Source organism: Cellulomonas sp. Marseille-Q8402 (genome assembly GCF_965119525.1).
On sequence record NZ_CBCPLX010000001.1, the window covers coordinates 674531 to 695210 of the forward strand.

Sequence of the window (20680 nt, forward strand, 5' to 3'; positions counted from 1 at the left end):
GGGGTGCGCGGTCAGCGCGTGAGCACGATGTCGGCGTAGGACTGCAGGGCGTGCGCGGCGACGGTCGCCTCCACGGTGCCGAGCGGGTCGGCGGCGACGTACGCCGACAGGTCCAGCCCGGTCAGCGCCGCGATCATCGACACCGGCACCTGGAAGGTCCGGAAGGCGCCGAACGCCGCCTCGGTGAGGACGCTCGGCAGGAACGCGTGCTGCCCCAGCACGTACCCGGTCACGACCAGCGTGCCCGCGGCGTCGACGACGGCCACCACCTTGTAGAACTGCCGCGGCAGCAGCACCCCGCGGTAGGCCGGGTCGTCCGGCGCCAGCACCGGGCCGCTGACCACGCTGACCCGCAGCCGGTCGCGGCGGGCCGTGCCGAGCACGTACTCCTCCAGCCCCAGCCAGAGGGTCGACCCGGCGTTGAAGGCGTGGTGCTGCGGCGCCGAGTTCGTGTAGTGGAACGTGTCGTCGTTCGCCGCCCGCGCGAGCGGCCCCCACGCGGGGTCGAGACGGCGGACCAGGTGCCCGCGGTCCAGGGCGTTGTCGGCGTAGACCGCCGCGCCCGTCTGCTCCGACCGCGGCAGGCGCGGGTCCAGGATCCACCGGTCGTCGGTGCGCGGCTGCGCGTCGGCCTGGCCGCCGTCGATGTTCACCGCCGTGAACAGGGCGAGCCGGCGCTCCCGGTGCATCACGACGCTGAAGTGGTGGTAGCGCAGCTCCGCCGACGCGACGGCGGCGTTCGAGCCGGGACCCGGCAGCGGCAGCGGGGTGCCGAGGAACGCCGGGTCGTAGCCCGCGCGGGTGGAGTAGTCGAGGTCGATGGCGAGCGACTCGACGTCGGAGGGTGCGGCGGGGGGTGCGCTCGAGGTGACGACCCCGTCCGGCACCGCCCCGTCCGGGACCGCCCCGTCTGCGGCCGCCCCGTCCGGGGCGCCCGGCTGGTCCAGCGTCACGCGGACGGTCAGCCGTAGCGGGATCTCGACGGTCACCGGATCGGCCCCCGCTCCCCCGGCACGGGCGGGCCGGTCGACGCGGGCCGCGTCCGCTCGGGCGCCGTCGGCGCGCTCGCCCGCGGCGCCGCCGTGCGGCGACGGGGCCGTGCCCAGCTGGGCGACGAGCGCGCGCGCCCCCGCGTCGAGCGGCGCGGCCCCCAGGTGCCGCAGGATCCGGCTGATCCGGATGCCCTCGTTGAGGAACCCGCCGCCGGTGGCGTTCGCGTCGGGGACGCTCGCGTGGTGCAGCGCGATGACCTCCCACTGGTCGTTGAACACCGGCGAGCCGGACGACCCGGGCTCGGTGTCGGTGACGTAGTGCAGGACCTGCTCCGGGATGTCGACCAGCTTGTTCTCCCGCAGCACGACCTCCTTCTCGCGCCCCCGCGGGTGCTGCACGATCGTCACGCACTCCCCCACGACGACGGTGCCCTGGGCGTCGGTCAGCCGGCACCAGCCGTACGGCGCGGTGCTCGCCGGCGACCCCGCCACGGCGACCACCGCGAAGTCGAGCGTCTGGTCCGCGACGAAGAACCGAGCCGGGTCGAACCGCAGCTCGACCACGGGGAGCAGCCGCCCGTCGAGCGCGCGCTGGTGGTCGAGCTCGAGCGCGCTGCCGGCCGCGACGTCCGCCGACGGCAGGACGTGGTGGTTGGTCAGCAGCAGGTGCGGCGACACCAGGAAGCCCGTCCCGTACCCGGCGACCCGCCCGTCCGCGCCGCGGATGACGACCCGGCCGACCGTGCGCTGCGCGACGTGCCCGCCCTCGAGGTACCGCACGGCCAGGAAGTCGGGCTGGTTGATCACCTTCTCCAGCAGCACCACCGGTGCCTGCGGCAGGGCGAGCCGGGCCGCCGCGTCGGCGACCAGCGCGGCCGGTGCGGCGTCGTCCGGCACGGAGTCGGGGTCGGCGCCGGTGAGGAACCGGCTGACCCGGTCCAGCCGCCGCGCCAGGCGGACGGGGTCGTTCGCCCCGACCATCTCCCCGCCGTCCAGCTGGTCGAGCGCGGGCGCCCGCTCGGCGACGCGCTCCTGCGCCCGCTGGGCCGCCAGGGCGTGCTGGAGGTCCTCCTGCTCCCGCAGGCGCGCCGCCAGCGGGGTGGTCCCGCCCGGTGCGGCGACGGTGCCCATGGCCTCGGCCCCCTCGAGCCGGTCGATCCCGGAAGGCCTGGAACGGCCTGGAACGGCCTCGAACGGACGACCTCGTGCGCGGTCGAGCACGGGCGGGTGGTCGGACGGGAGCGGGCGCCCTTGCCCGCCGGCCCCGTCCGACGTCTGTGTCGCGAAACGGACGAATCCGACGCTAGCAGCGCGCCTCGCCGGGCACCAGGACCCGCCCGGTCGAGCGGGCGGCACCTTGACGTGCACCACCGCCGGTGCTCCACTCGGAGGACCTGGAGCCTGGACGACGGAGTCCTGATGGCCGACGACGCACGCCCGTGCCGCACGGGTCTCCCGTGCCGTGGCACGGCGCCATGCCGCGGCACGGTCCCGTGCCCCGGCCGGTGCGGGTGAGCCACGTGGCGCGGGCCGTGGTGCTGATCGGCGTCGCCCGGACGGGTGGCCGGTTCCCCGAGCTGCCCGCCGTCCCGGGCGCGGTCGCGGTCGTCCGGGAGTGGGCCCGCGCGCAGGGGGTGCCGGACGACCTGGTGCGGACGTTCGCGGACACGGACGGCGGCAGCGTCACCGTCGGCGACGTGCTGGGCGGGGTCCGGGCGCTGGTCGACCGCGGTGACGTGGACCAGCTCGTCGTCTACTTCAGCGGGCACGGGATCAACACCGGCAACGCCGAGTTCTGGTTGCTGCCCGGCGCGCCCGAGGACGGCAGCCAGGCGGTCAACGTGTCGCTCACCTCCTGGTACGCCGAGCGGCTGCCCGTCCGGCACGTCGTCCTGGTGTCCGACGCCTGCCGGACCGCCGCGAGCACGGTGCAGGAGCTGAGCATCCAGGGTGCCGCCGTCGTGCCGAACCTGCCGCCGCGCGGGGCGGCCGCCGCCGTCGACGTGTTCTACGCCTGCGCGCTCGGCGACCCCGCGTACGAGGTCAAGGACCCCGCCACCTCGGGCGCGGCCTACCAGGCGCTGTTCACGACCGTCCTGGTCGCCGCGCTGCGCGGGGACCACCCGGCGCTGGTCACCGGCGGCGACGGGGCGGGCGGCGACGGCGTGGTGGGTGGCGGCACGGGCGGCGCCGGCGGCCCGGGGGGCACGGCGTTCGGGCTGGTGCAGCCGTGGCCGCTCAAGCGCGCGCTGCCCGGGCTGGTCGCCGAGCGGCTGACCGCGCTGCACGCGCCGCTCGACCTCAGCCAGACCCCGGACGCGCGGCTCTCGTCGGACCCGGCGGTGGCGTGGCTGTCCCGGCTCGAGCCGTGGCCCGCACCCGGCGCGGCGACCGAGGCCTACCTCCCGGACACGCCCGACGCCGGGGCGCGGCCCGACCGGACCACGCTGCCCGACCAGCCGACGCTGCCCGTCCTGCCCACGCTGCCCGCCGCCGCGGAGGCCGCGGACCGGCTCGCCGTGAGCCTCGCGGTCGGGGCGGCCGCACCCGCCGCACCGGTCACGGCGGGACCCGGCCTGGAGGTCGCGACGGTCGCCGCACCGGCCGTCGTCGTGCACGGCGACCGGGTGGTCGCGGTCGAGCAGGTGACGTCCGGTGCCGCCGTCGTCACGCTCGCCTCGGGCGGCTGCGCGGTGCTGCCCACCGTGCCCGGCCGGGTGACGCTCGCGACGGTCGAGGACGGCTCGCTCGTCGACTGCTCCCTGCCGCGCGACCCGTCCGCCAGGTCCGACGGGTCCCGTGACGGTCCCGGGCCGTCGGGTGGCACGGGACCGGTCGCCCGTCGCGCCCTCGCCGCGGCGTGGTCCCGGTTCGGCCTGAGCCGCGACGACGAGGACGACCCCGACGACCCCGACGTGGACGCCGACCCGCTCGCCGCGGTGTACCGGGTGTGGGAGCACCACGACCGCGGCCGTCGCGATGCCGTCACCGCGCTCGCCCGCCCGGGTGCGCCCGGGGCGGACCTGTTCGACGTGCTGCTGCTCGCCGGTGGCGCGGCACCCGACGGGGCCGGGCCGCGGTGGGGCACGGTGCTGACCCCGGTGCCGCTCCTCGCGCGCGGGTGGGCCCTGCTGGCCGCCGCGCCCGCGCCGGTCCGGGCCCGCGCGCTGGCGTTCCCGCCGCGGCGGCCGTCGCACTGGACCCTGTTCGCCGCCGCCGACGCCCCGCGGGTCGTCGCCGCCGTCGCCGATGCTGCTCGTCCTGCCGATCGAGCCGAGGAGTCGCCATGAGAACGCTGGTGCTGGTGCACGGCCGCGCCCAGGAGCACAAGGACCCGTCGGCGGTGAAGGACGAGTGGATGTCCGCGCTCGACGTGGGCGCGCACCACGTCGGGCGCCCGCTCGACCTGCCCGACGACCGCGTCCGCCTGCCGTACTACGGGCAGACGCTGTTCGACCTCGTGTCCGGCGATCCCGAGCGCGCCGCCGAGGTCGTGGTCCGGGGGTCGGAGGACGGGCCGAGCGCCGAGGACGCGTTCGTGCGGGAGGCCCTGCTGGAGATCGCCGAGCACGCCGGCATCACCGAGGCGGACGTGCTGGCGGAGGCCGGCGAGGACGTCGTCGAGCGAGGGCCGCTGAACTGGCGCTGGGTGCGCGCGACGCTCACCGCGCTCGACAAGCTGCCCAACGTGAGCGCCTGGTCCGTCGCGCTCGCCACCCGCGACGTCTACCAGTACCTGAACAACGTCCGGGTCCGGGACACGATCGAGGACGGCGTCCGGCACGCCCTCGACGGCAACGAGGAGTCGGTGGTCGTCGCGCACTCCCTCGGCACCGTGGTCGCCTACAACCTGCTGCGCCGGGAGGCCGCGACCCGGGGCTGGAAGGTGCCGCTCCTCGTCACGCTCGGGTCGCCGCTGGCCGTGACCACGATCGCGCGGACGCTGCGGCCGCTGACCCGGCCCGGGCCGACCGGCACCTGGTTCAACGCGTTCGACCCGCAGGACATCGTGGCGCTGCACCCGCTGACCGCGCCGTGGTTCGCCGTCGAGGGCATCGAGAACTACGGGAAGGTCGACAACCCGACGTCGAACCAGCACGGGATCTCCGGGTACCTGTCCGACCCGCGCGTCGCCGCCACGATCCTGGACGCTGTGCACGCCTGAGCCGGGCGACGACCCGCGGCGACGACGGGTGATCCTCGGGCGCAGCCCTGGTGGCGGGCGCTCCGACCGCCCTAGAATCCGGACATCTCGGACAGCACGCCAGGAAGGTCCGAGGCCGAGGGGATCAACGATGATCGCATCGACGGCGGCACTCGCCCGGCACGGCCGCGAGCACGGGTACGCGGTCCCGGCCGTGAACGTCCTCGACGACCTGAGCCTGCGCGCCGTGGTCGCCGCCGCGGTCAGCGCGTCGGCGCCGCTCATCGTCCAGCTGTCCGTCAAGACCGTGCGGTCCACCGGCACGGAGCTGCTGACCACGATGTTCCGGCTCGCCACCCGGGACGCGCCCGTGCCGGTCGCGCTGCACCTGGACCACTGCCCCGACCGGTCCGTCGTCGACGAGGTGGTCGCGGCCCGGTGGTCGTCCGTGCTGTTCGACGCCTCCGACCGCGACCTGGCCACCGCGGAGCGCGAGACGGCCGAGGTGGTGGCCCAGGCCCACGCCGCGGGGCTCGACGTCGAGTCGGAGATCGAGAACATCGTGGGGGTCGAGGACGGCGTCGGGTCCGACGTCGCCCTGCACGCCTACTCCGTCCGCGAGCTCGCCGAGGTCGCCGACCGCACCGGCGCCGACCTGATCGCCCCGCAGCTGGGCACCGCGCACGGCGAGTACCGCGCCCGCCCGGTGCTGCTGCCGGAGCGGGTGCGGGAGCTCGCCGCACTCACGGACCGGCCGATCGTGCTGCACGGCGGCACCGGCCTGGCGGCCGGGGACTTCGACGCGTTCATCCGCGCGGGGGTCTCCAAGATCAACATCTCCACCGCCGTGAAGGTCGCGTACATGCGCTCCGCCGCCGCCCACCTCGACGGCGCACGGGAACGCGACCGGTGGGACCCGCCCAGCATGTTCCGCGACGTGTCCGCCGCTGTGCAGGCCGCGATCGTCCCGCTGGTCGAGCAGTTCGGTGCCGCGGGCCAGGCCCGCGGCGTGGTGAGGGCCGCGCGGTGAGCCCGGGGCTGCTCCTCGACTGCGACGGCGTGCTCGCCGACACCGAGCGGGACGGCCACCTCCCCGCCTTCAACGCGACCTTCGCGGACGCCGGGCTGCCGGTGCGGTGGTCGCAGGAGGAGTACGGCCGGCTCCTGGCGATCGGCGGCGGCAAGGAGCGGCTGGCCACGCTGCTCTCCCCCGGCCTCGTCGCCGAGGCGGGGCTGCCCACCGACCCGGACGAGCAGCGGGAGGTCGTCGCCCGGTGGCACCGGGCCAAGACGGCGCGCTACACGGCGCTGGTCCGCTCCGGCGCGCTGCCCGGCAGGCCCGGGGTGGCCCGGCTGGTGGCGGAGGCCGACGCGGCCGGGTGGCGGCTCGCCGTGGCGTCCACCTCCGCGGAGGAGTCGGTGCGGGCGGTGCTCGAGCACGCCGTCGGCCCGGACCTGGCCGCGCGGTGCGCGGTGTTCGCCGGGGACGTCGTGCCGCACAAGAAGCCCGCACCGGACATCTACCTGCTGGCCCTGCGGGAGACGGGCCTCGACCCGCGGGACGTCGTCGTCGTCGAGGACAGCGCGAACGGGCTGCGGGCCGCGCTCGCCGCCGGGCTCACGACCGTCGTCACGGTGAGCAGCTACACCCGCGACGAGGACTTCACCGGGGCGGCGCTCGTCGTCAGCTCGCTCGGCGACCCGCCGGGCGAGCCGGCCGTCGTGCTCGCCGACCCGCACGACCTGGGCGTCGACGGCGCCGTCACCCTCGCCCACCTCCAGCGCCTGGTCGGCCCGCAGCAAGGAGCGACACCGTGACCGATGGCTCCGCCCGCGTCGAGCGGGTCGTCCGCACCGTGGCCGAGACCTGCGTCGAGAACGAGCAGTACTTCGGAGAGCTCGACTCCGTCGTGGGCGACGGCGACTTCGGGTTCTCGCTCGCCCGCGGGTTCGAGAACGTCCTGGCCGCCTGGGACGACTACGACCGCGCCGACGCCGGCACGTTCCTGCAGAAGGTCGCCGTCACGATGAGCGGGCGGATCGGCGGGACGTCGGGCCCGATCTGGGGCACCGCCTTCCTCCGTGCCGCGGGCGCGGTGAAGGGCAGGCCGGACGTGACCGGCGACGACGTCGTCACCATGCTCCGGGCCGCCGTCACGGGGATCCAAGCCCGCGGCGGCGCGTCGCTGGGCGAGAAGACCCTGCTCGACGCGCTCGTGCCGATGACCGACGCGATCGAGCAGCAGCTGGCCGCCGGCGCCGAGCCGGCCGAGGTCGCGAAGGCCGCCGCCACGGCCGCACGCGCCGCGGCGGAGGCGACCCGGCCGATGCAGGCCCGGCGTGGCCGGGCGTCCTACACCGGCGAGCGCAGCATCGGGTCGCTCGACCCGGGAGCCGTCGCCGTGGCGGTGCTCGCGGAGCGGGTCGCCACCACCTGGTGAGCGACCGAGGACCGGACCTCCCGGAAGGCGATCGAGATGAAGAAGTTCGTCAACGACCCCAAGACCTTCGTGCCCGACATGCTCACCGGCCTCGCGCTGGCCAACCCCGGCACGCTGCGCTACGTGCCGGAGTACAACCTGATCATGCGGGCCGACGCGCCGCGGCACGACAAGGTGTCGATCCTCCAGGGATCGGGGTCGGGCCACGAGCCGGCGCACGTCATGGTCGTCGGCAAGGGGATGCTCGACGGCGCGTGTCCCGGCGACGTGTTCGCCGCGCCGCCGATGGAGTACGTGCTGGAGTCGGCCAAGCTGCTCGCCTCCGACAAGGGCGTGCTGCTGCTCGTGAACAACTACACCGGCGACAAGATGGCGTTCGAGATGGCCTCGGAGCTCGCAGAGGCCGAGGGCCTGGCGGTGCGGACCCTGTTCATCGACGACGACGTCGCGGTGCAGGACTCGACGTGGACCGTCGGCCGGCGCGGCGTCGCGGGCAACTTCTTCGTCATGAAGGCCGTCGGCGCCGCCGCCGAGGCGGGTGCCGACCTCGACGAGCTGGTGCGGGTCGGCGAGCACGTGAACTCCGTGACGCGGACGATGGGCATCGCGCTCACCCCCTGCACCCCGCCCGCCAAGGGCTCGCCGCTGTTCGAGCTCGGCGAGGACGAGATGGAGGTCGGCGTCGGCATCCACGGCGAGCCGGGACGCCGACGCGCGCCGCTGGTGTCGGCGGACGAGATCGTCGACGAGCTGCTCGGCGCCGTCGTGCCGGACCTGCCGTACCGCTCGGGCGACGACGTCGCGCTGATGATCAACGGGCTGGGCGGGACGCCGATCAGCGAGCTGTACCTGCTGTACGGGATCGCGCACGCGAGGCTGGCCGCGCAGGGGATCACGGTGGGGCGCAGCTACGTCGGCGAGTACTGCACCTCGCTCGACATGGCGGGCGCGTCGCTGACGCTGGTGCGGCTCGACGACGAGATCCGCGGGTTGCTCGCGGCGCCGGCGGAGGTGGCGGTGCGGGTGTTCTGAGCCGGTCGCACCGGGGCGGGGCCGCCGCCGTGGAGGCGCGGCCCCGCTCCGGCCGCGTCAGCCGAGCAGCTCCAGGAGCGCGCCGAGCACCGTGCCCGGCAGCCCGAGCGCGTGCCAGGCGGCGGGGAGCAGCTCCGGCTCGGTGCTGCGGGCTGCGGCGAGCGCGCGGTTCTTCTGCGCGACGGGGATGCGCATCGGGTCCAGCAGATCCGCGACCTCCCGCGCGAGGTCCCGGCGCGGCACCTCGAGACCGGAGACCTCGAGGCGCAGCCCGGTCGCCAGATCCACCTCGCCGAGGTCGACGACGGCGCCGGCCGGGGGCACGTCGTCGCGGTTGCTGGTGCCCTCCGGGGCGGGCAGCGCCTCCACCGCGACGGCCGGCGAGCCCGCCCCCGGCGTGGCGGCGCTCGCCGGGGTGGGGACGAGCCCCACCAGCTCCACGCGCAGCCTCCGCCGCGTGCGGACGCCCGGGCCGGTCGGCGGGTCGACGGTGACCTCGACGTCGCCGGTGCCGGTCGCCGACCAGGAGATCCGGGTGGTCTGCGGCTCCGGCGCTGCACCGCCGTCGTCCTCGACCAGCGTGGCCTCGCCGGCGGTGCCCGGGTAGATCCGGACCGTGAGCGCCTCGGGGGCGTCGGACACGTCGGCCATCGGGTCGGTCGCGAGCGGCAGCACCGCCCCGGCACGGGCGAGCACCGGCACGCCGTCCAGCCGGCGGTGCAGCCGCACGCGCCGCCCGCCGCGGTACCGCCGGCCCGTGACGGCGTCGTACCAGTCACCGGCCGGCAGCCAGACGTCGGTCGCGGCGAGCCCGGAGCCGGGCTCGACCGGCGTGGTCACCGGCGCGACGAGCAGGTCCGGCCCGAGCAGGTACTGCCCCGGCACGTCGTAGGCCTCGGGCTGCTCGGGGTGGTCGTGGTACATCGGCCGCACCGGCCCGACGCCGTCGGTGTGCGCCGCCCACATCGCCGAGTACAGGTACGGGACGAGGGCGTGCCGAGCCCGCAGGGCGCGGGTCATCGCGCGCTCGGCGACCGGGTCGAACCGCCACGGCTCCTTGGCGACGAACTCGTCGCTCGAGGAGTGCAGCCGGTTCACCGGCGACAGGGCGCCGAGCTGGAACCACCGCACCATCAGCTCGGGGTCGAACGTCGCCCCGAAGTGCCCGCCGATGTCGTGGCTCCACCAGAAGTAGCCGACGTTGGCGGCGGTCGCGGTGAACTCCGGCTGGAACGCCAGCGACTCCCACGTGGCGTACGTGTCCCCGGAGAAGCCGATGGGCTGGCGGTGCGAGCCGAGCCCGGCGTACCGGGAGAACGTCAGCGGCCGGCGCCCGCCGCGCCCGGAGTCGCGGTAGTGCACGTCGTTGAGCATCCAGAGCGGGTCGAGGCCGGGGACCCGCGAGGTCTGCCCGGACTGCCAGTCGAGCCACCAGAGGTCGACGCCGATCTCCTCGTGCGGGTGGTGCAGCCGGCGCAGGTAGGACTCCGTGAACGCCGCGTCCGTGATGTCGAACGCGATCGGCAGCCCGTCCGCCGGGTCCAGCCCGAGGTCCCGCGCGACGTCCGCGTAGGCGTCCTCGTGGGCGCGCACGCCGTCCGCCGGGTGCACGTTGACCGCCACCCGGAGGCCGCGGCGGTGCAGCTCCGCGAGGAACGCGGCCGGGTCGGGGAACAGGTCGGTGTTCCAGGTGTAGCCGGTCCACCCGCTGCCCAGCGCCGGGTCGATGTCCACCAGGTGCCAGTCCATGTCGAGCACCGCGACCGACAACGGCACGCCCGCGGCGGCGAACCGGTCCATCAGCGCCAGGTACTCGGCCTCGTCGTAGCGGTGGAACCGGCTCCACCAGTTGCCGAGGGCCCAGCGCGGCACCAGCGGGCTCGGCCCGGTCAGCGTGAACCAGGCCCGGAGCGCCGCCCGGTGGTCCGTGCCGTAGCCGAGGAAGTACAGGTCCTGCCCGACGCCTGCCCGCGGCACGGGGCGGCCGGCGCCGTCCAGCGCGAGCGACGGCGAGTCGTCGACCACGGCGAACCCGTCGCGCGAGAGCAGCCCGGCCCCGAGGTCGGTGGCCCCGTCGACGTCGTCGAGCGTGCGCGCGGTCCCGCCGAGGTTGCTGCCGCCGACGCCCTCGGCGGGGTCACCGAACCGCCACTGCGTCCGGTGCCCGCCCTGCGCGCGGGTCCGCATCGTGACGCTCAGGCCCGACGGCGTGAACGGTCCGCCGTCGTACCGGACGTGCAGGTGCTCCGTCCACAGGTCGAGCCCGTCGTCGTCCCGGCGGACGGTGAGCTCCGGCACGGGCAGCCGGCGCCGCCGGACGAGCTGCGTCGGCCGGTCCTCGAAGTCCCCGTCCGCCTGGTGCTCCAGGCGCAGCAGCCTGCTGGTCAGCACCGTGATCCGGTAGCCCGGGCCGGTGACGACGGCCGCCGGGTCGGCGGACGCGACCTGCGCGCCCTCGTCTGCCGTCTCGGTCGTCTCGGTCGGGGCGGGCTGCTCGGTCAACGGGGGTCCTCGATCCGTGCGACGTCGGCGTCATTGCGGTTTACCGCTATACCTGGATGGCGGCGATGCTAATCTCGGCGTCGCCGACGGGTCAATCCGCCGTCCGCCGGCTGTGGACGACGGGAGCCGGCATGGCGACGATGCGCGACGTGGCCCAGGCCGCCGGCGTCAGCCCGATGACCGTGTCGAACGTGCTGAACGGCCGCCGCGCCCGCGTCTCCCCCGCCACCGTCAGCCTGGTCGAGGAGGCGATCGCCCGGCTCGGCTACGTCCCGAACGGGGCGGCGCGCGCGCTGTCCGCGCGCAGCTCCGGGATCGTCGCGCTCGTGTACCGCAGCGACGGCGGGGACGGCCCGGCGCTGGCGAACCCGCACGACTCGGTCCTCGTCGGAGAGGTCGAGCGCTGGGTGAGCCGCGCGGGCCGGCACCTGATGATCCACGCCGCGGAGGACGTCGTGACGACCGCGGGCAGCCTGCGCACCTGGAACGTCGACGGCGCGATCGTCCTCGGCGTGCTCGCGCACGAGGTCGCCGAGCTGCGCCGCCTCTCCGACGTGCCGATGGTCCTGGTCGACGCGACCGGCCACGACGCGATCGCCGCTGTCGGCGTGGACGACGTCGCGGGCGGGCGCCTCGCCGGCGCCCACCTGGCCGGGCTCGGGCACCGCCGGATGGCGTTCGTCGGGCCGGACGCCACCATCGGCGGCGTCGTCGAGGACCGGTACCGCGGCTGGCGTTCCGCCCTCGCGGAGCACGACGTGCCCGACGAGGTCGTGCTGCGCACCACCACCAGCTCGTTCGAGGCCGGCCTCGACGCAGCGGCGCGGCTGCTGGCCGCGCCGGAGCTGCCGACCGCCGTCTTCTGCACCGCCGACATCCTGGCGGTCGGCCTGCTCAAGGGCCTGCTCGGTGCCGGGGTCCGGGTGCCGGAGGACGTGTCGGTGATCGGGTTCGACGACCTGCCCGAGTGCCGGCACCTCACCCCGGCGCTGACCACCGTCCGCCAGGACGTGCGCGCGAAGGGCCGGTCCGCGGTCGAGCTGCTCACCCAGGTCCTGGGCGAGGACGCCGCCGCCGCACCGGCGACGGCGCGCCGCACCACGCTGCCGGTGGAGCTGGTCGAGCGCGAGACGGTCGCGCCGCCGCGCTGCCGTGAGCAGACGGCCCGGCCGCCCCGGGACCCGAGCGACTAGCATCTCGCCCTTGTGAGCCGCCTCGTCGAGACCGTCGTGCCCCGCCGCCTGGGCACCCCGTTCCGGTGGCTGCTCGCGTCGTCGTGGGTGAGCAACCTGGGCGACGGCATCGCCATCGCCGCGGCGCCGCTGCTCGTCGCGTCCCTGACCCACGACGCCCGCCTGGTCGCGCTGGCCGCCACGCTGCAGTGGCTGCCGCCGCTGCTGTTCGGCCTGCTGGCCGGCGCGCTCGCCGACCGGTGGGACCGGCGCAGGATCGTCCTGGTGGTCAACACGGTGCGCACCGTCGTCCTCGGTGCCCTCGCCGTGACGATCGGCACGGGGAACGAGTCCATCGCGATCGTCCTCGCCGCGATGTTCCTGCTCGGCACGGCGGAGGTGTTCGCCGACAACGCGACGCAGACCTTCCTGCCGATGCTCGTCGCCCGCGACGACCTGGTGGTGGCGAACGCCCGGGTGCAGACCGGCTTCATCACGGTGAACCAGCTGGCCGGCCCGCCGCTCGGCGCGGCGCTGTTCGCGGTCGGCGCGCTCTGGCCCTTCGCCGCGCAGGCCGTCGTCGTCGCCGCGGCGGCGCTGCTGGTCGCCCGGATGGTGCTGCCGGCCCGCGAGCCCGACCCCGGGCCCCGGCGCCACATCGGCCGGGACATCTCGGAGGGCTTCCGGTGGGCCATGCACCACGCCGCCGTGCGCACCCTGGTCCTCACGATCTTCATCTTCAACATCACGTTCGGCGCCGCGTGGTCGGTCCTGGTGCTGTACGCCACGCGGCGCCTGGGCCTGGGCGAGATCGGGTACGGCCTGCTGACCACCGTCATGGCGGCCGGCGGGCTCGCGGCGATCCCGGCCTACGGCTGGATCACCCGACGGATCTCCCTCGGGAACCTCATGCGCGTGGGGCTGGTCGTCGAGACGCTGACGCACCTCGGGCTCGCGCTGACCCGGCAGGCCTGGGTGGCGACCGGCATCTTCTTCGTGTTCGGCGCGCACGCCTTCATCTGGGGCACCACGTCCGTCACCATCCGGCAGCGCGCCGTGCCCGTCGCCCTGCAGGGCCGGGTCGGCAGCGTCAACACGGTGGGCGTGTTCGGCGGCCTGGTGATCGGCTCCGGGATCGGCGGCGTCCTCGCGGAGCGCTGGGGCGTGACGGCACCGTTCTGGTTCGCGGCGATCGGGTCCGCGCTGTTCGTGGTGCTCATCTGGGGCCAGCTGCGGCACGTGGCGCACGCCGACGAGGCGCCGGCCCCGCTGGACGAGGACGAGCCGCAGGACGCCCGCGACCCCGCGTGACGCGGTCGGGGTCCCGTCAGGGCGACGCGGCCACCCGCTCGACGACCGCGCCCTCCGGCGGCACCGCCTCGCGCCGCAGGACCGGCGCGGCCGGCCCGCGCACGCGCTCCCGGTAGGCGCGGAACAGCACCGGGACGCCGCGCGCCACGGCGAGGTCGGCGACGTCCATCGCCTGCAGGTGGAGGTGCGGCTGGGTGGAGTTCCCCGAGCTCCCGCACTCCGCGATCTGCTCGCCCGCCCGCACCCGCTGCCCGACGGCGACGCGCACCGAGCCGGCGCGCAGGTGCACGACGGCCACCACGGCGTCGCCCTCGGTGCGCGCGACGACGACGTGGTTCCCGGCGACGGCCCCGACGCCCCGCCGCAGCCGCGCGGCCTGGCCGAGCGCGTACGGCACGAGGGTCAGCGGCGATCGCCGGGCCGCGTGGTCCGGCTCGCCGTCGTGCACGGCGACCACCGTGCCGGCCAGCGGCGCGAGCACCGGCCGCCCGAACGCCACGAAGGCCTCCGGCGGCTCGGTGGCCAGCACGGCCCGCCACCCGGTCGACGTCGCCGAGCGGCCGCGGTCGTCGACGCCGACGAAGTCGATCGCGTAGGTGCTGCCCAGCAGGTGCGTCCCGTGGCTCGGGACCCGGCTGGCGGGGCTGTTCTCGACCCGCCACAGGCCGTCGAACGGCAGGTCGAGGACGACCGGGCGGGGCTCCACGCCACCGAGTGTCCCGGCGGGCGGCTCAGCGGTCCAGCGCCTGCTCCCACCCCGACGCCGCCGCGACGTCCCGGGCGACCTCGGCCACCGGCCGGCCGTCCGTCGGCACGCGTGCGACCCACGGTCCCGCCGCGCGGTCCAGGAGCTCCGCGGCGGCCGCGCTGCGGTCCAGGTGCGCGCGCAGCTCCGACCCGATCTCGCGCGGGCCGAGCCGGTCCCGCACCGTCCGCGCGGACGCGGTGAGCAGCACCCCGGTGACGGCGGCGCGCCCGCCCAGCGCCCGCGTGACCAGCTCCCGCTCGAGCACGCTGACGGTGTTCACGTAGACGAGGCGCCGGTAGCCGGCGGCCGCGTAGGTCGCCCAGACGGCGCGCAGGTTCGCCTCGGTCAGCGCGCTGCCGTGGGGGTCGGACGGCGGCTTCGGGTAGGCGGCGCACAGGTTGTCGCCGTCGACGAGGCAGTGCGCGAGGCCGTCGCGCGCCCACACCGCCGAGAGCTCGAACGCGACGGACGACTTGCCGGAGCCGGAGCGGCCGGCGACGAGCAGCACCTGAGGTTCCACCCCCGGGAGTCTGGCGCGGTTCGGCGCCCCGGTCACGCGCGGCGCGCGGGCCGCCGCCGCCGCGACCTCGGGCGGTCGCGAGCGACGCTAGCCCGCCGGGACGCCGTCCGGCACGCCGGCGACCGCCTTGGTGCGCGACCGGCCGGTGTCGTCCTTGAGCACCACGTACTTGACGTCCACGTGCGGCTCGAGGGCGCTGAACTTGTCGTTCGGCGCACCGATGACCAGCTGGAAGCCCAGGCCGCGCCAGGCCCCGACGGCCCGGCCCGTGAACCGGGCGTCGGCCTTGATCAGCGCCTCGTCCAGGAACACCGGCGCGTACCGCGGCCGCGCGGCACCGGCGTCGCCCAGCTGGTACCGCAGCGCCGCACCGACGATGAACGCCACCAGCTCCTGCGACTCGCCACCGGACTTCTCGCCGATGTGGTCGTAGAGCGCCACGTGGTTCCCGTCGAGGTCGACCTTCTCGGCGCTGAGGCGCACGTGCCGGCGGACGTCCACCAGGTCGGCGAAGTCGGGCGCGGTCCGGCGGATCCGGTCGATCACCGAGGCCATCCGGTGGTAGCGGCGCTCGCGCTCGGCGTCGGTGGCCTCGGTGGCCAGCACCTCCTGCAGGTCGCGCAGCTCCTTGCGGAACCGGGCGACGACGGTCGACTGCGTGTCGCGGGCGTCGATGCGCAGCCGGTGGTGGTCATCCGCGAACGGCAGGTCCGCGAGGATGTCGTTGACCGGCCGGATGCGCTCCTTGATCTCCCGCACCGACCGGCCGAGCGCGTGGTGCAGGTCCGTGAGGTCGTTGCCCGACAGCCGCAGCAGGCTCTTGCGCCAGTCGGCCTCGAGCTCGTGCAGCCCGCTCGTCTCCAGGGCGGTGAGGATGCGCTCGAAGTCCGCGTAGGCGGCGTCGGGGTCGGTGCCGAGGTTCGGGTCGGGCCAGCGCTCGACGAACGTCTCGAAGGTGCGGGCCAGCGCGGTCCGGGCGCCGTCGACGGTGCGCTCGGCGGCCTGGCGGTCGGCGCGCAGGATCTCGTTGGCGCGGGCCACCGTGTCGTCGAACGCGGCGAGTGCGTCGACGGGCGCGACGTCGGACGCGGCGGACGGCGTGCCGCCGCCGAGCAACGCGTCGAGGTACGCCTGCTGGTCCTCCCCCACGACCGTGCCGGAGTCCTGCGCGTCGTCGATCGCCTGCTGCGCCACGTCGACCTGGTCGGTGATCGAGGACCACCGCGCCCCGAGGCCCTCGGCGGCGCCCTTCGTCCGGCCGACCTCCTCGGTCAGCGAGCGGATCGTGGCCTCGAGCTCCGCGGTGCGCGCCTGCAGCCGCGTGACCTCGGGGTTGCCGGCGGTGACGTCGTCGACCACCTGGCGCCAGCGGGCCTGCTCGGCCTCGACGGCGGCCACGTCGACCTGGTCCCAGCCGATGGCGTCGATCTGCTCGTAGGCGCGCAGCTCGACGTCGTGGTCGTCGAGGTGCCGGTCGGCGGCGACGACCTTCCGCTCGGCGGCGGCGAGGCGCTCCTCGGCGCGGGCGATCTGCTCGTCCAGGTCGGCCAGGCGCCGGGTGTTGGTGAACCCGAGCACGTTCGCGCGGCCCTGCCCGCCGTGCGCGCCGCGGCGGCCCTCGGACACCTGCCCGGACCGGGTCAGGGCCTTCGGGTGCTGCGACAGCTCACCGGCGGTGTCGACGCAGACGTACGCGAACCTGCTGGCGAGCTCGCTGCGCAGCCAGCCCGTGAACGGCCCGCCGCGGAAGTCGAGCCGCCCGGGCAGCGTCCGGGGGTCCAGCGCGACGTCGGACCCCAGGCCGGTGGGCACGCCCTCGAACCGGATGCGGCGCGCGGTGGGCACGGTGTCGATCGCCTTGCGGAAGGCGCCGAGGTGCGCGGAGTCGATCAGCAGGAGCGTCGCGAACCCGCCGAGCGCCTGGTTGAACGCCTCCCGCCACGGCTCGTGCTCGGTCCGGACCTCGACCAGCTCGGCGACGAACGGCAGCTGCTCCGGAGTCAGGCCGGCGGCCTCGGCCAGCGCGGCGCGGGCCCGGTGCAGGTCGCCGGGGATGTTGTCCTGCCGCCGGGCGACGGCGGCACGGTCGGCCCGCAGGTCCGCCAGGTCCAGGCCGGCGGCCTTCTTCTCGGACATCGCGGCGCCGAACGCCTCGCGCGCCGCCGACTTGGCGTCGGTGTCCCGCTGCATCGCCTGGCCGCGCTCGGCCAGCTCGTCGAACTCGGCCTCCGTGCGGACGGCGACGCCGAGCGCCGTGCGGAGCAGGTCGTCCAGCCGGGCGCGGGCGCGCTGCACGCGGTCCAGCTTCTCCTGGGTCGCGGACAGCTCGCGCTGGGCGGTGGCGAGCCGGTCGCCGCCGGAGGACCACAGGGTCTCCCGGACGCCCTCGAGCTCCGACCTCGCGGCGGTGATCCGGCTCGCGGTCTCGACCGCCTTGCGCTCGGCCTGCTGGTGACCGCGCTGCAGCTCGGACTCGACGGCGCGCAGCAGCTCCAGCCGGTGCTCGTGCCGCCACAGGGCCGCCGCCGAGCTGCCGTCGTCGAACGCGCCGACCCGGTCGATCACCTCGAGCCGGGCGAGCGCCTCGTCGGCCGCGGCCCGGTGCGCCCGGATCGGCTCCAGGGCCTTCACCTGCCGGCGGGCCGTGATCATCTGCTCACGGGTGCCGGTGAGCTTGTCGAACTGCTCGACGACGGCGTCGGCGGTGGCGAACGTGCTCGGCTCCTCCAGCACCATCGCCTTGTAGAGGGCGTCGACGGTGGTGATCTGCTGGCCGGCCTGGATGCGGCCGAGCAGGGCGACGGCCTTGGTGCCGTCGCCCGTCGCGCCGATGCCCAGGGTGGAGTGCAGCCGTGCGGTGAACTCGCGGTCGGTGTCGAACGGCGTCAGCCCGGCGGCGACCAGCGCGGACCGGCCGAACCGGTCGGCGGCCGCGGCCTCGAGGTCCCGCAGGTCGACCGGGCCGTCGCAGGTCGCGCGGACCGCGACCACGTCCTCCAGCGTCCGCGCGGCTGCCGGGACGTACCAGGCGCGCACGCCGGTGAACTCGCGCCCGGCCTGGTCGGCCCAGGTCATCGCGATCGCCGACCACGTGTCCCGGCCGTCCCCGCGCAGCACCCGCTCGCGGGTGCCCTCGTCCGTGCGCGACTCGTCGAGCTTGCCGCGGGCGTAGGACAGGATGTTCCGCTGGTCCTTGCCGCGCGGGCGGCCGACGACGCCGCCGTTGGACGCGCCGTTGAACGGGGTGGTGTGCGGCATCAGCAGCGCGATGTACGCGTCCATCAGCGTGGACTTGCCCGACCCGGAACCGCCCGAGAGCAGCGTGGCCGTCGACGCCAGCCGCACCCGGTGGTGGCCGTCGTAGCCGCCCCAGTTGACCAGCTGCAGGTCGCGGGCGACCCACTGCTGGCCCGTCGACGCGGCGGGGACCAGGCCGAAGAGCGTGTCGACCATCGTCATCGTGCGACCTCCTCGGCCTGGTCGGTGCGTGCTGCGTCGTCGGCGAGCCCCGCGTCGTCCGCGAGCGCCGCCGCCTCCTCGAGCGTCGGGCCGAGGTCCTCGGCGGCTTCGGGACCGGGCTCGGCGTCCTGCGCGGGGCCGCCCGCTTCGTCCTCGTCGGTCAGGACGGGCTGCCGGCCGGTGCGGACCTGCTCGCGCAGCCACTCCCGGAGCTCGCCGAGCCGCTCGTTGCTGAGCACGACCTCGACCAGCGGGGTGACCCGGAACCGGCCCTCGGACTCCTCGTCGACCAGCCCCTCCTTGGCGAGGCGGGCGACGGCGGTGCGGATCTCGCGCTGCCGGGCGGCGATGTTCGTGTCGTCGGGGTCGAAGTAGGTGAGCGCGGTCTGCTCGATCTCCTCGACGTCGACGCGCACCGAGGTCTCCCCCGCGCCCTGGCTGCGCTGGAACACCGAGCGCAGGTGCACCAGGACGAGCGTCTCCGCGCGGCTGTAGGCCTCGTCGCGCAGCAGGACGGGCACGTCGAGCTCGGCGGACCGGACCTGCTTCTTGTAGGCGACGCCGCGCTCGTGGTCGACCACCAGGTGCACGAACAGGTCGTGCAGGCGGGACTCGATCACCTGCTGGTTGTCGAGCAGGGTGCGCCACTGCGCGGCGTTCTTGTCGGCGAGCAGGAACCGGCGCTGCAGCAGCCGGACCAGCACGCGCCGGACGTCGGCGTCGAGAGTGCCGGAGTCGCCCGCGAACAGCTCGGCCGGGTCCTCCTCCATGGAGACGGGGGCGATGAACGCCTCGACGTCCTCCCCGGGAGCGGTCGCCGTCGGCTCAGTCATCGTCCTCGTCCTTCGTCACTGTCGTCACGCCCCCGAACGCGAACCGGCGGCGGGTGCCGTCCGGCCGGACCGCGTCCACGTAGGCGACCTCGTCCATCTCGACCATGCCGCGCTGGTGCGCGATCTCGAGCAGCCCCAGCAGGTCCACCGGGCGCCGGAGCACGTCCGGCGCGGCGTTGAACGCGGCCGCCACGTCCACCGCCGCGTGCCCCCCGGCGTACCGGGCCAGGTGCCGGCCGAGGTCGGCGTAGTGCGGCCCGCCCCACGCGAGCGCCTCGTCCTGCGGGCCGTCGGCGTCGTCCTCGTCCCACGCGGTGAGCGGGCTGGGCGGCTGCGACGGCCGCAGGTCGCCCGCGGTCTGCCGGAGGTGGTCGACCTCCGCGACCGGGAGCCGGCGCAGCGGGTCGACGGCCTGGCCGCGCCGCGCGTCGGGCACCCAGGCCTGCAGCCCGGTCATCACGTCACGGAGCAGGTCGTCGACCTGCCGGTCGCGCAGCGGGTCGTGGTTCCGCACCTGGGCGGTGATGACGTACGACGCCTCGCGCTGGGCGGTGAACACCTGCTCCAGGCCCTGCTCGATGCGCCGACCGATCTCCTGCAGCTCGACGCGCTGCTGCGCGGGCAGCCGCCGCGTGAAGCGGTGCCGCAGCACGACGTCGAGCTGGTTGGCGAGGTGGTCCAGCCGGTCGGGGTCGCCGATGAGCCGCAGCGCGCCCGCGAACGCGCGGCCCTCCGCCGTGGACTCCATCACGTGCTCGCCGCGCTCCAGGTACTCGCGGAGCACCGCTCCCGTCGGCCGCTCGTCCTGCCGCAGCGCCGTGACGACGTCGCGCTGCATCGACTTGATCGACTCCGCGACCCGCGCGAAGTCCGCCGGCAGCTCCCGCACCAGGTGCAGGACGTTCTCGGCCTCCTCGAGCAGCTGCTCCTCGCCGACCTGCTCGACGGTGCCGGTCCGCTGGATCCGGTCGAGCTCGGCCTTGAGCCGGGCGATCTCCGCGTCGAGCCGCGCCATCCGCATCAGCACGTCGGGGTCGGCGTCCTCGGCGAGCCGGCCGACCGCGTCCAGCAGCGTCCGCACGCGGGACTGCGACACCTTCGACCGGACGCCGCCCGCGCGGCCCGCGACCTCCAGCGCGCCGACGGCGTGCGCCGACAGCCGGTAGACCTCGACGTCGTCGTCCTGCACCTGGCGGACCAGCCAGCCGGCGTCCGCCCACTGCCGGCACAGGTCCCGCGCCGTGCCGACGGGGAGGTCGTCGTCGTAGCCGGCCGCGCGCAGCTGGTCGAGGGCGTCGCCGACCTCGGTGTGCGCGTCGGCGACCGGCACCTGCGGGCGCTCGGCGGTGAACACCACCGACAGCAGGGACACGACCAGGGGCGCGTACCGCTTGTGCAGCAGGTCCAGCATCGGGTTCTGGAACGCCCGGACGGCGCCCAGGTACGCCCCTTCGGCACGAGTGATCATCGCCGGACAGCGTAGGTGAGCCGGAGGGCCGCCCGTGACACCGGCCCGGACGACCGCG

At 75.6% G+C, this 20680-nt stretch carries 15 protein-coding genes; 8 read left to right on the top strand and 7 right to left on the bottom strand.

The genetic code is table 11. The annotated features are described in order from the left end of the window. Positions 1–11 precede the first annotated feature (11 nt). Positions 12–2123 (bottom strand): DNA/RNA non-specific endonuclease, encoded by a 2112-nt coding sequence (locus tag ACWPWW_RS03235; RefSeq protein WP_454048906.1) that lies wholly within the window; start codon positions 2121–2123, stop codon positions 12–14. Positions 2124–2449: 326 nt separating this feature from the next. Between ACWPWW_RS03235 and ACWPWW_RS03240 the strand changes: the two genes are divergently transcribed. The 6 genes from ACWPWW_RS03240 (at position 2450) to dhaK (ending at position 8609) form a co-directional block, all read left to right on the top strand. Next, a complete protein-coding gene (locus tag ACWPWW_RS03240; protein WP_454048907.1) occupies positions 2450–4282 on the top strand; it encodes a hypothetical protein in 1833 nt (610 codons plus the stop codon). Further along, positions 4279–5157, top strand: coding sequence for a hypothetical protein (locus ACWPWW_RS03245; protein ID WP_454048908.1), 879 nt, complete (start codon positions 4279–4281; stop codon positions 5155–5157). Before ACWPWW_RS03240 ends, ACWPWW_RS03245 begins: the two co-directional genes overlap by 4 nt. A gap of 130 nt (positions 5158–5287) precedes the next feature. Next, entirely contained in the window at positions 5288–6166 is an 879-nt protein-coding gene (locus tag ACWPWW_RS03250) for a class II fructose-bisphosphate aldolase (RefSeq protein ID WP_454048909.1), read from the top strand. Further along, on the top strand, positions 6163–6954 hold the full coding sequence (locus ACWPWW_RS03255; protein WP_454048910.1) for an HAD-IA family hydrolase: 792 nt from the start codon (positions 6163–6165) through the stop codon (positions 6952–6954). The genes ACWPWW_RS03250 and ACWPWW_RS03255 overlap by 4 nt, the downstream gene beginning before the upstream one ends. Further along, positions 6951–7577, top strand: coding sequence for a dihydroxyacetone kinase subunit DhaL (gene dhaL, locus ACWPWW_RS03260; protein WP_454048911.1), 627 nt, complete (start codon positions 6951–6953; stop codon positions 7575–7577). The genes ACWPWW_RS03255 and dhaL overlap by 4 nt, the downstream gene beginning before the upstream one ends. Before the next feature lie 36 nt (positions 7578–7613). After that, positions 7614–8609, top strand: coding sequence for a dihydroxyacetone kinase subunit DhaK (dhaK, locus tag ACWPWW_RS03265; protein ID WP_454048912.1), 996 nt, complete (start codon positions 7614–7616; stop codon positions 8607–8609). Between the two features lie 57 nt (positions 8610–8666). Here the strand turns inward: dhaK and ACWPWW_RS03270 are convergent, their stop codons facing one another. Beyond that, positions 8667–11111: a TIM-barrel domain-containing protein gene (locus ACWPWW_RS03270; RefSeq protein ID WP_454048913.1), complete on the bottom strand. Its 2445-nt coding sequence runs from the start codon at positions 11109–11111 to the stop codon at positions 8667–8669. Between the two features lie 131 nt (positions 11112–11242). Between ACWPWW_RS03270 and ACWPWW_RS03275 the strand changes: the two genes are divergently transcribed. After that, entirely contained in the window at positions 11243–12304 is a 1062-nt protein-coding gene (locus tag ACWPWW_RS03275) for a LacI family DNA-binding transcriptional regulator (protein ID WP_454048914.1), read from the top strand. 12 nt (positions 12305–12316) lie between these two features. Further along, entirely contained in the window at positions 12317–13594 is a 1278-nt protein-coding gene (locus ACWPWW_RS03280) for an MFS transporter (protein ID WP_454048915.1), read from the top strand. A 16-nt stretch (positions 13595–13610) separates the two neighbouring features. Here ACWPWW_RS03280 and ACWPWW_RS03285 read toward each other — a convergent pair whose 3' ends face one another. The 5 genes from ACWPWW_RS03285 to ACWPWW_RS03305 all read right to left on the bottom strand — a co-directional run bounded on the left by ACWPWW_RS03285 (position 13611) and on the right by ACWPWW_RS03305 (position 20622). Beyond that, on the bottom strand, positions 13611–14300 hold the full coding sequence (locus ACWPWW_RS03285; RefSeq protein ID WP_454048916.1) for a M23 family metallopeptidase: 690 nt from the start codon (positions 14298–14300) through the stop codon (positions 13611–13613). A 25-nt stretch (positions 14301–14325) separates the two neighbouring features. Next, complete coding sequence (locus ACWPWW_RS03290) at positions 14326–14862, bottom strand: adenylyl-sulfate kinase (RefSeq protein ID WP_454048917.1); 537 nt, start codon at positions 14860–14862, stop codon at positions 14326–14328. An 87-nt stretch (positions 14863–14949) separates the two neighbouring features. Next, positions 14950–18321: an ATP-binding protein gene (locus ACWPWW_RS03295; RefSeq protein ID WP_454048918.1), complete on the bottom strand. Its 3372-nt coding sequence runs from the start codon at positions 18319–18321 to the stop codon at positions 14950–14952. Beyond that, on the bottom strand, positions 18318–19154 hold the full coding sequence (locus ACWPWW_RS03300; protein WP_454048919.1) for a DUF4194 domain-containing protein: 837 nt from the start codon (positions 19152–19154) through the stop codon (positions 18318–18320). Before ACWPWW_RS03300 ends, ACWPWW_RS03295 begins: the two co-directional genes overlap by 4 nt. Further along, positions 19147–20622, bottom strand: a complete 1476-nt coding sequence (locus tag ACWPWW_RS03305; RefSeq protein ID WP_454048920.1) for a DUF3375 domain-containing protein — start codon at positions 20620–20622, stop codon at positions 19147–19149. The genes ACWPWW_RS03300 and ACWPWW_RS03305 overlap by 8 nt, the downstream gene beginning before the upstream one ends. Positions 20623–20680: the final 58 nt, after the last annotated feature.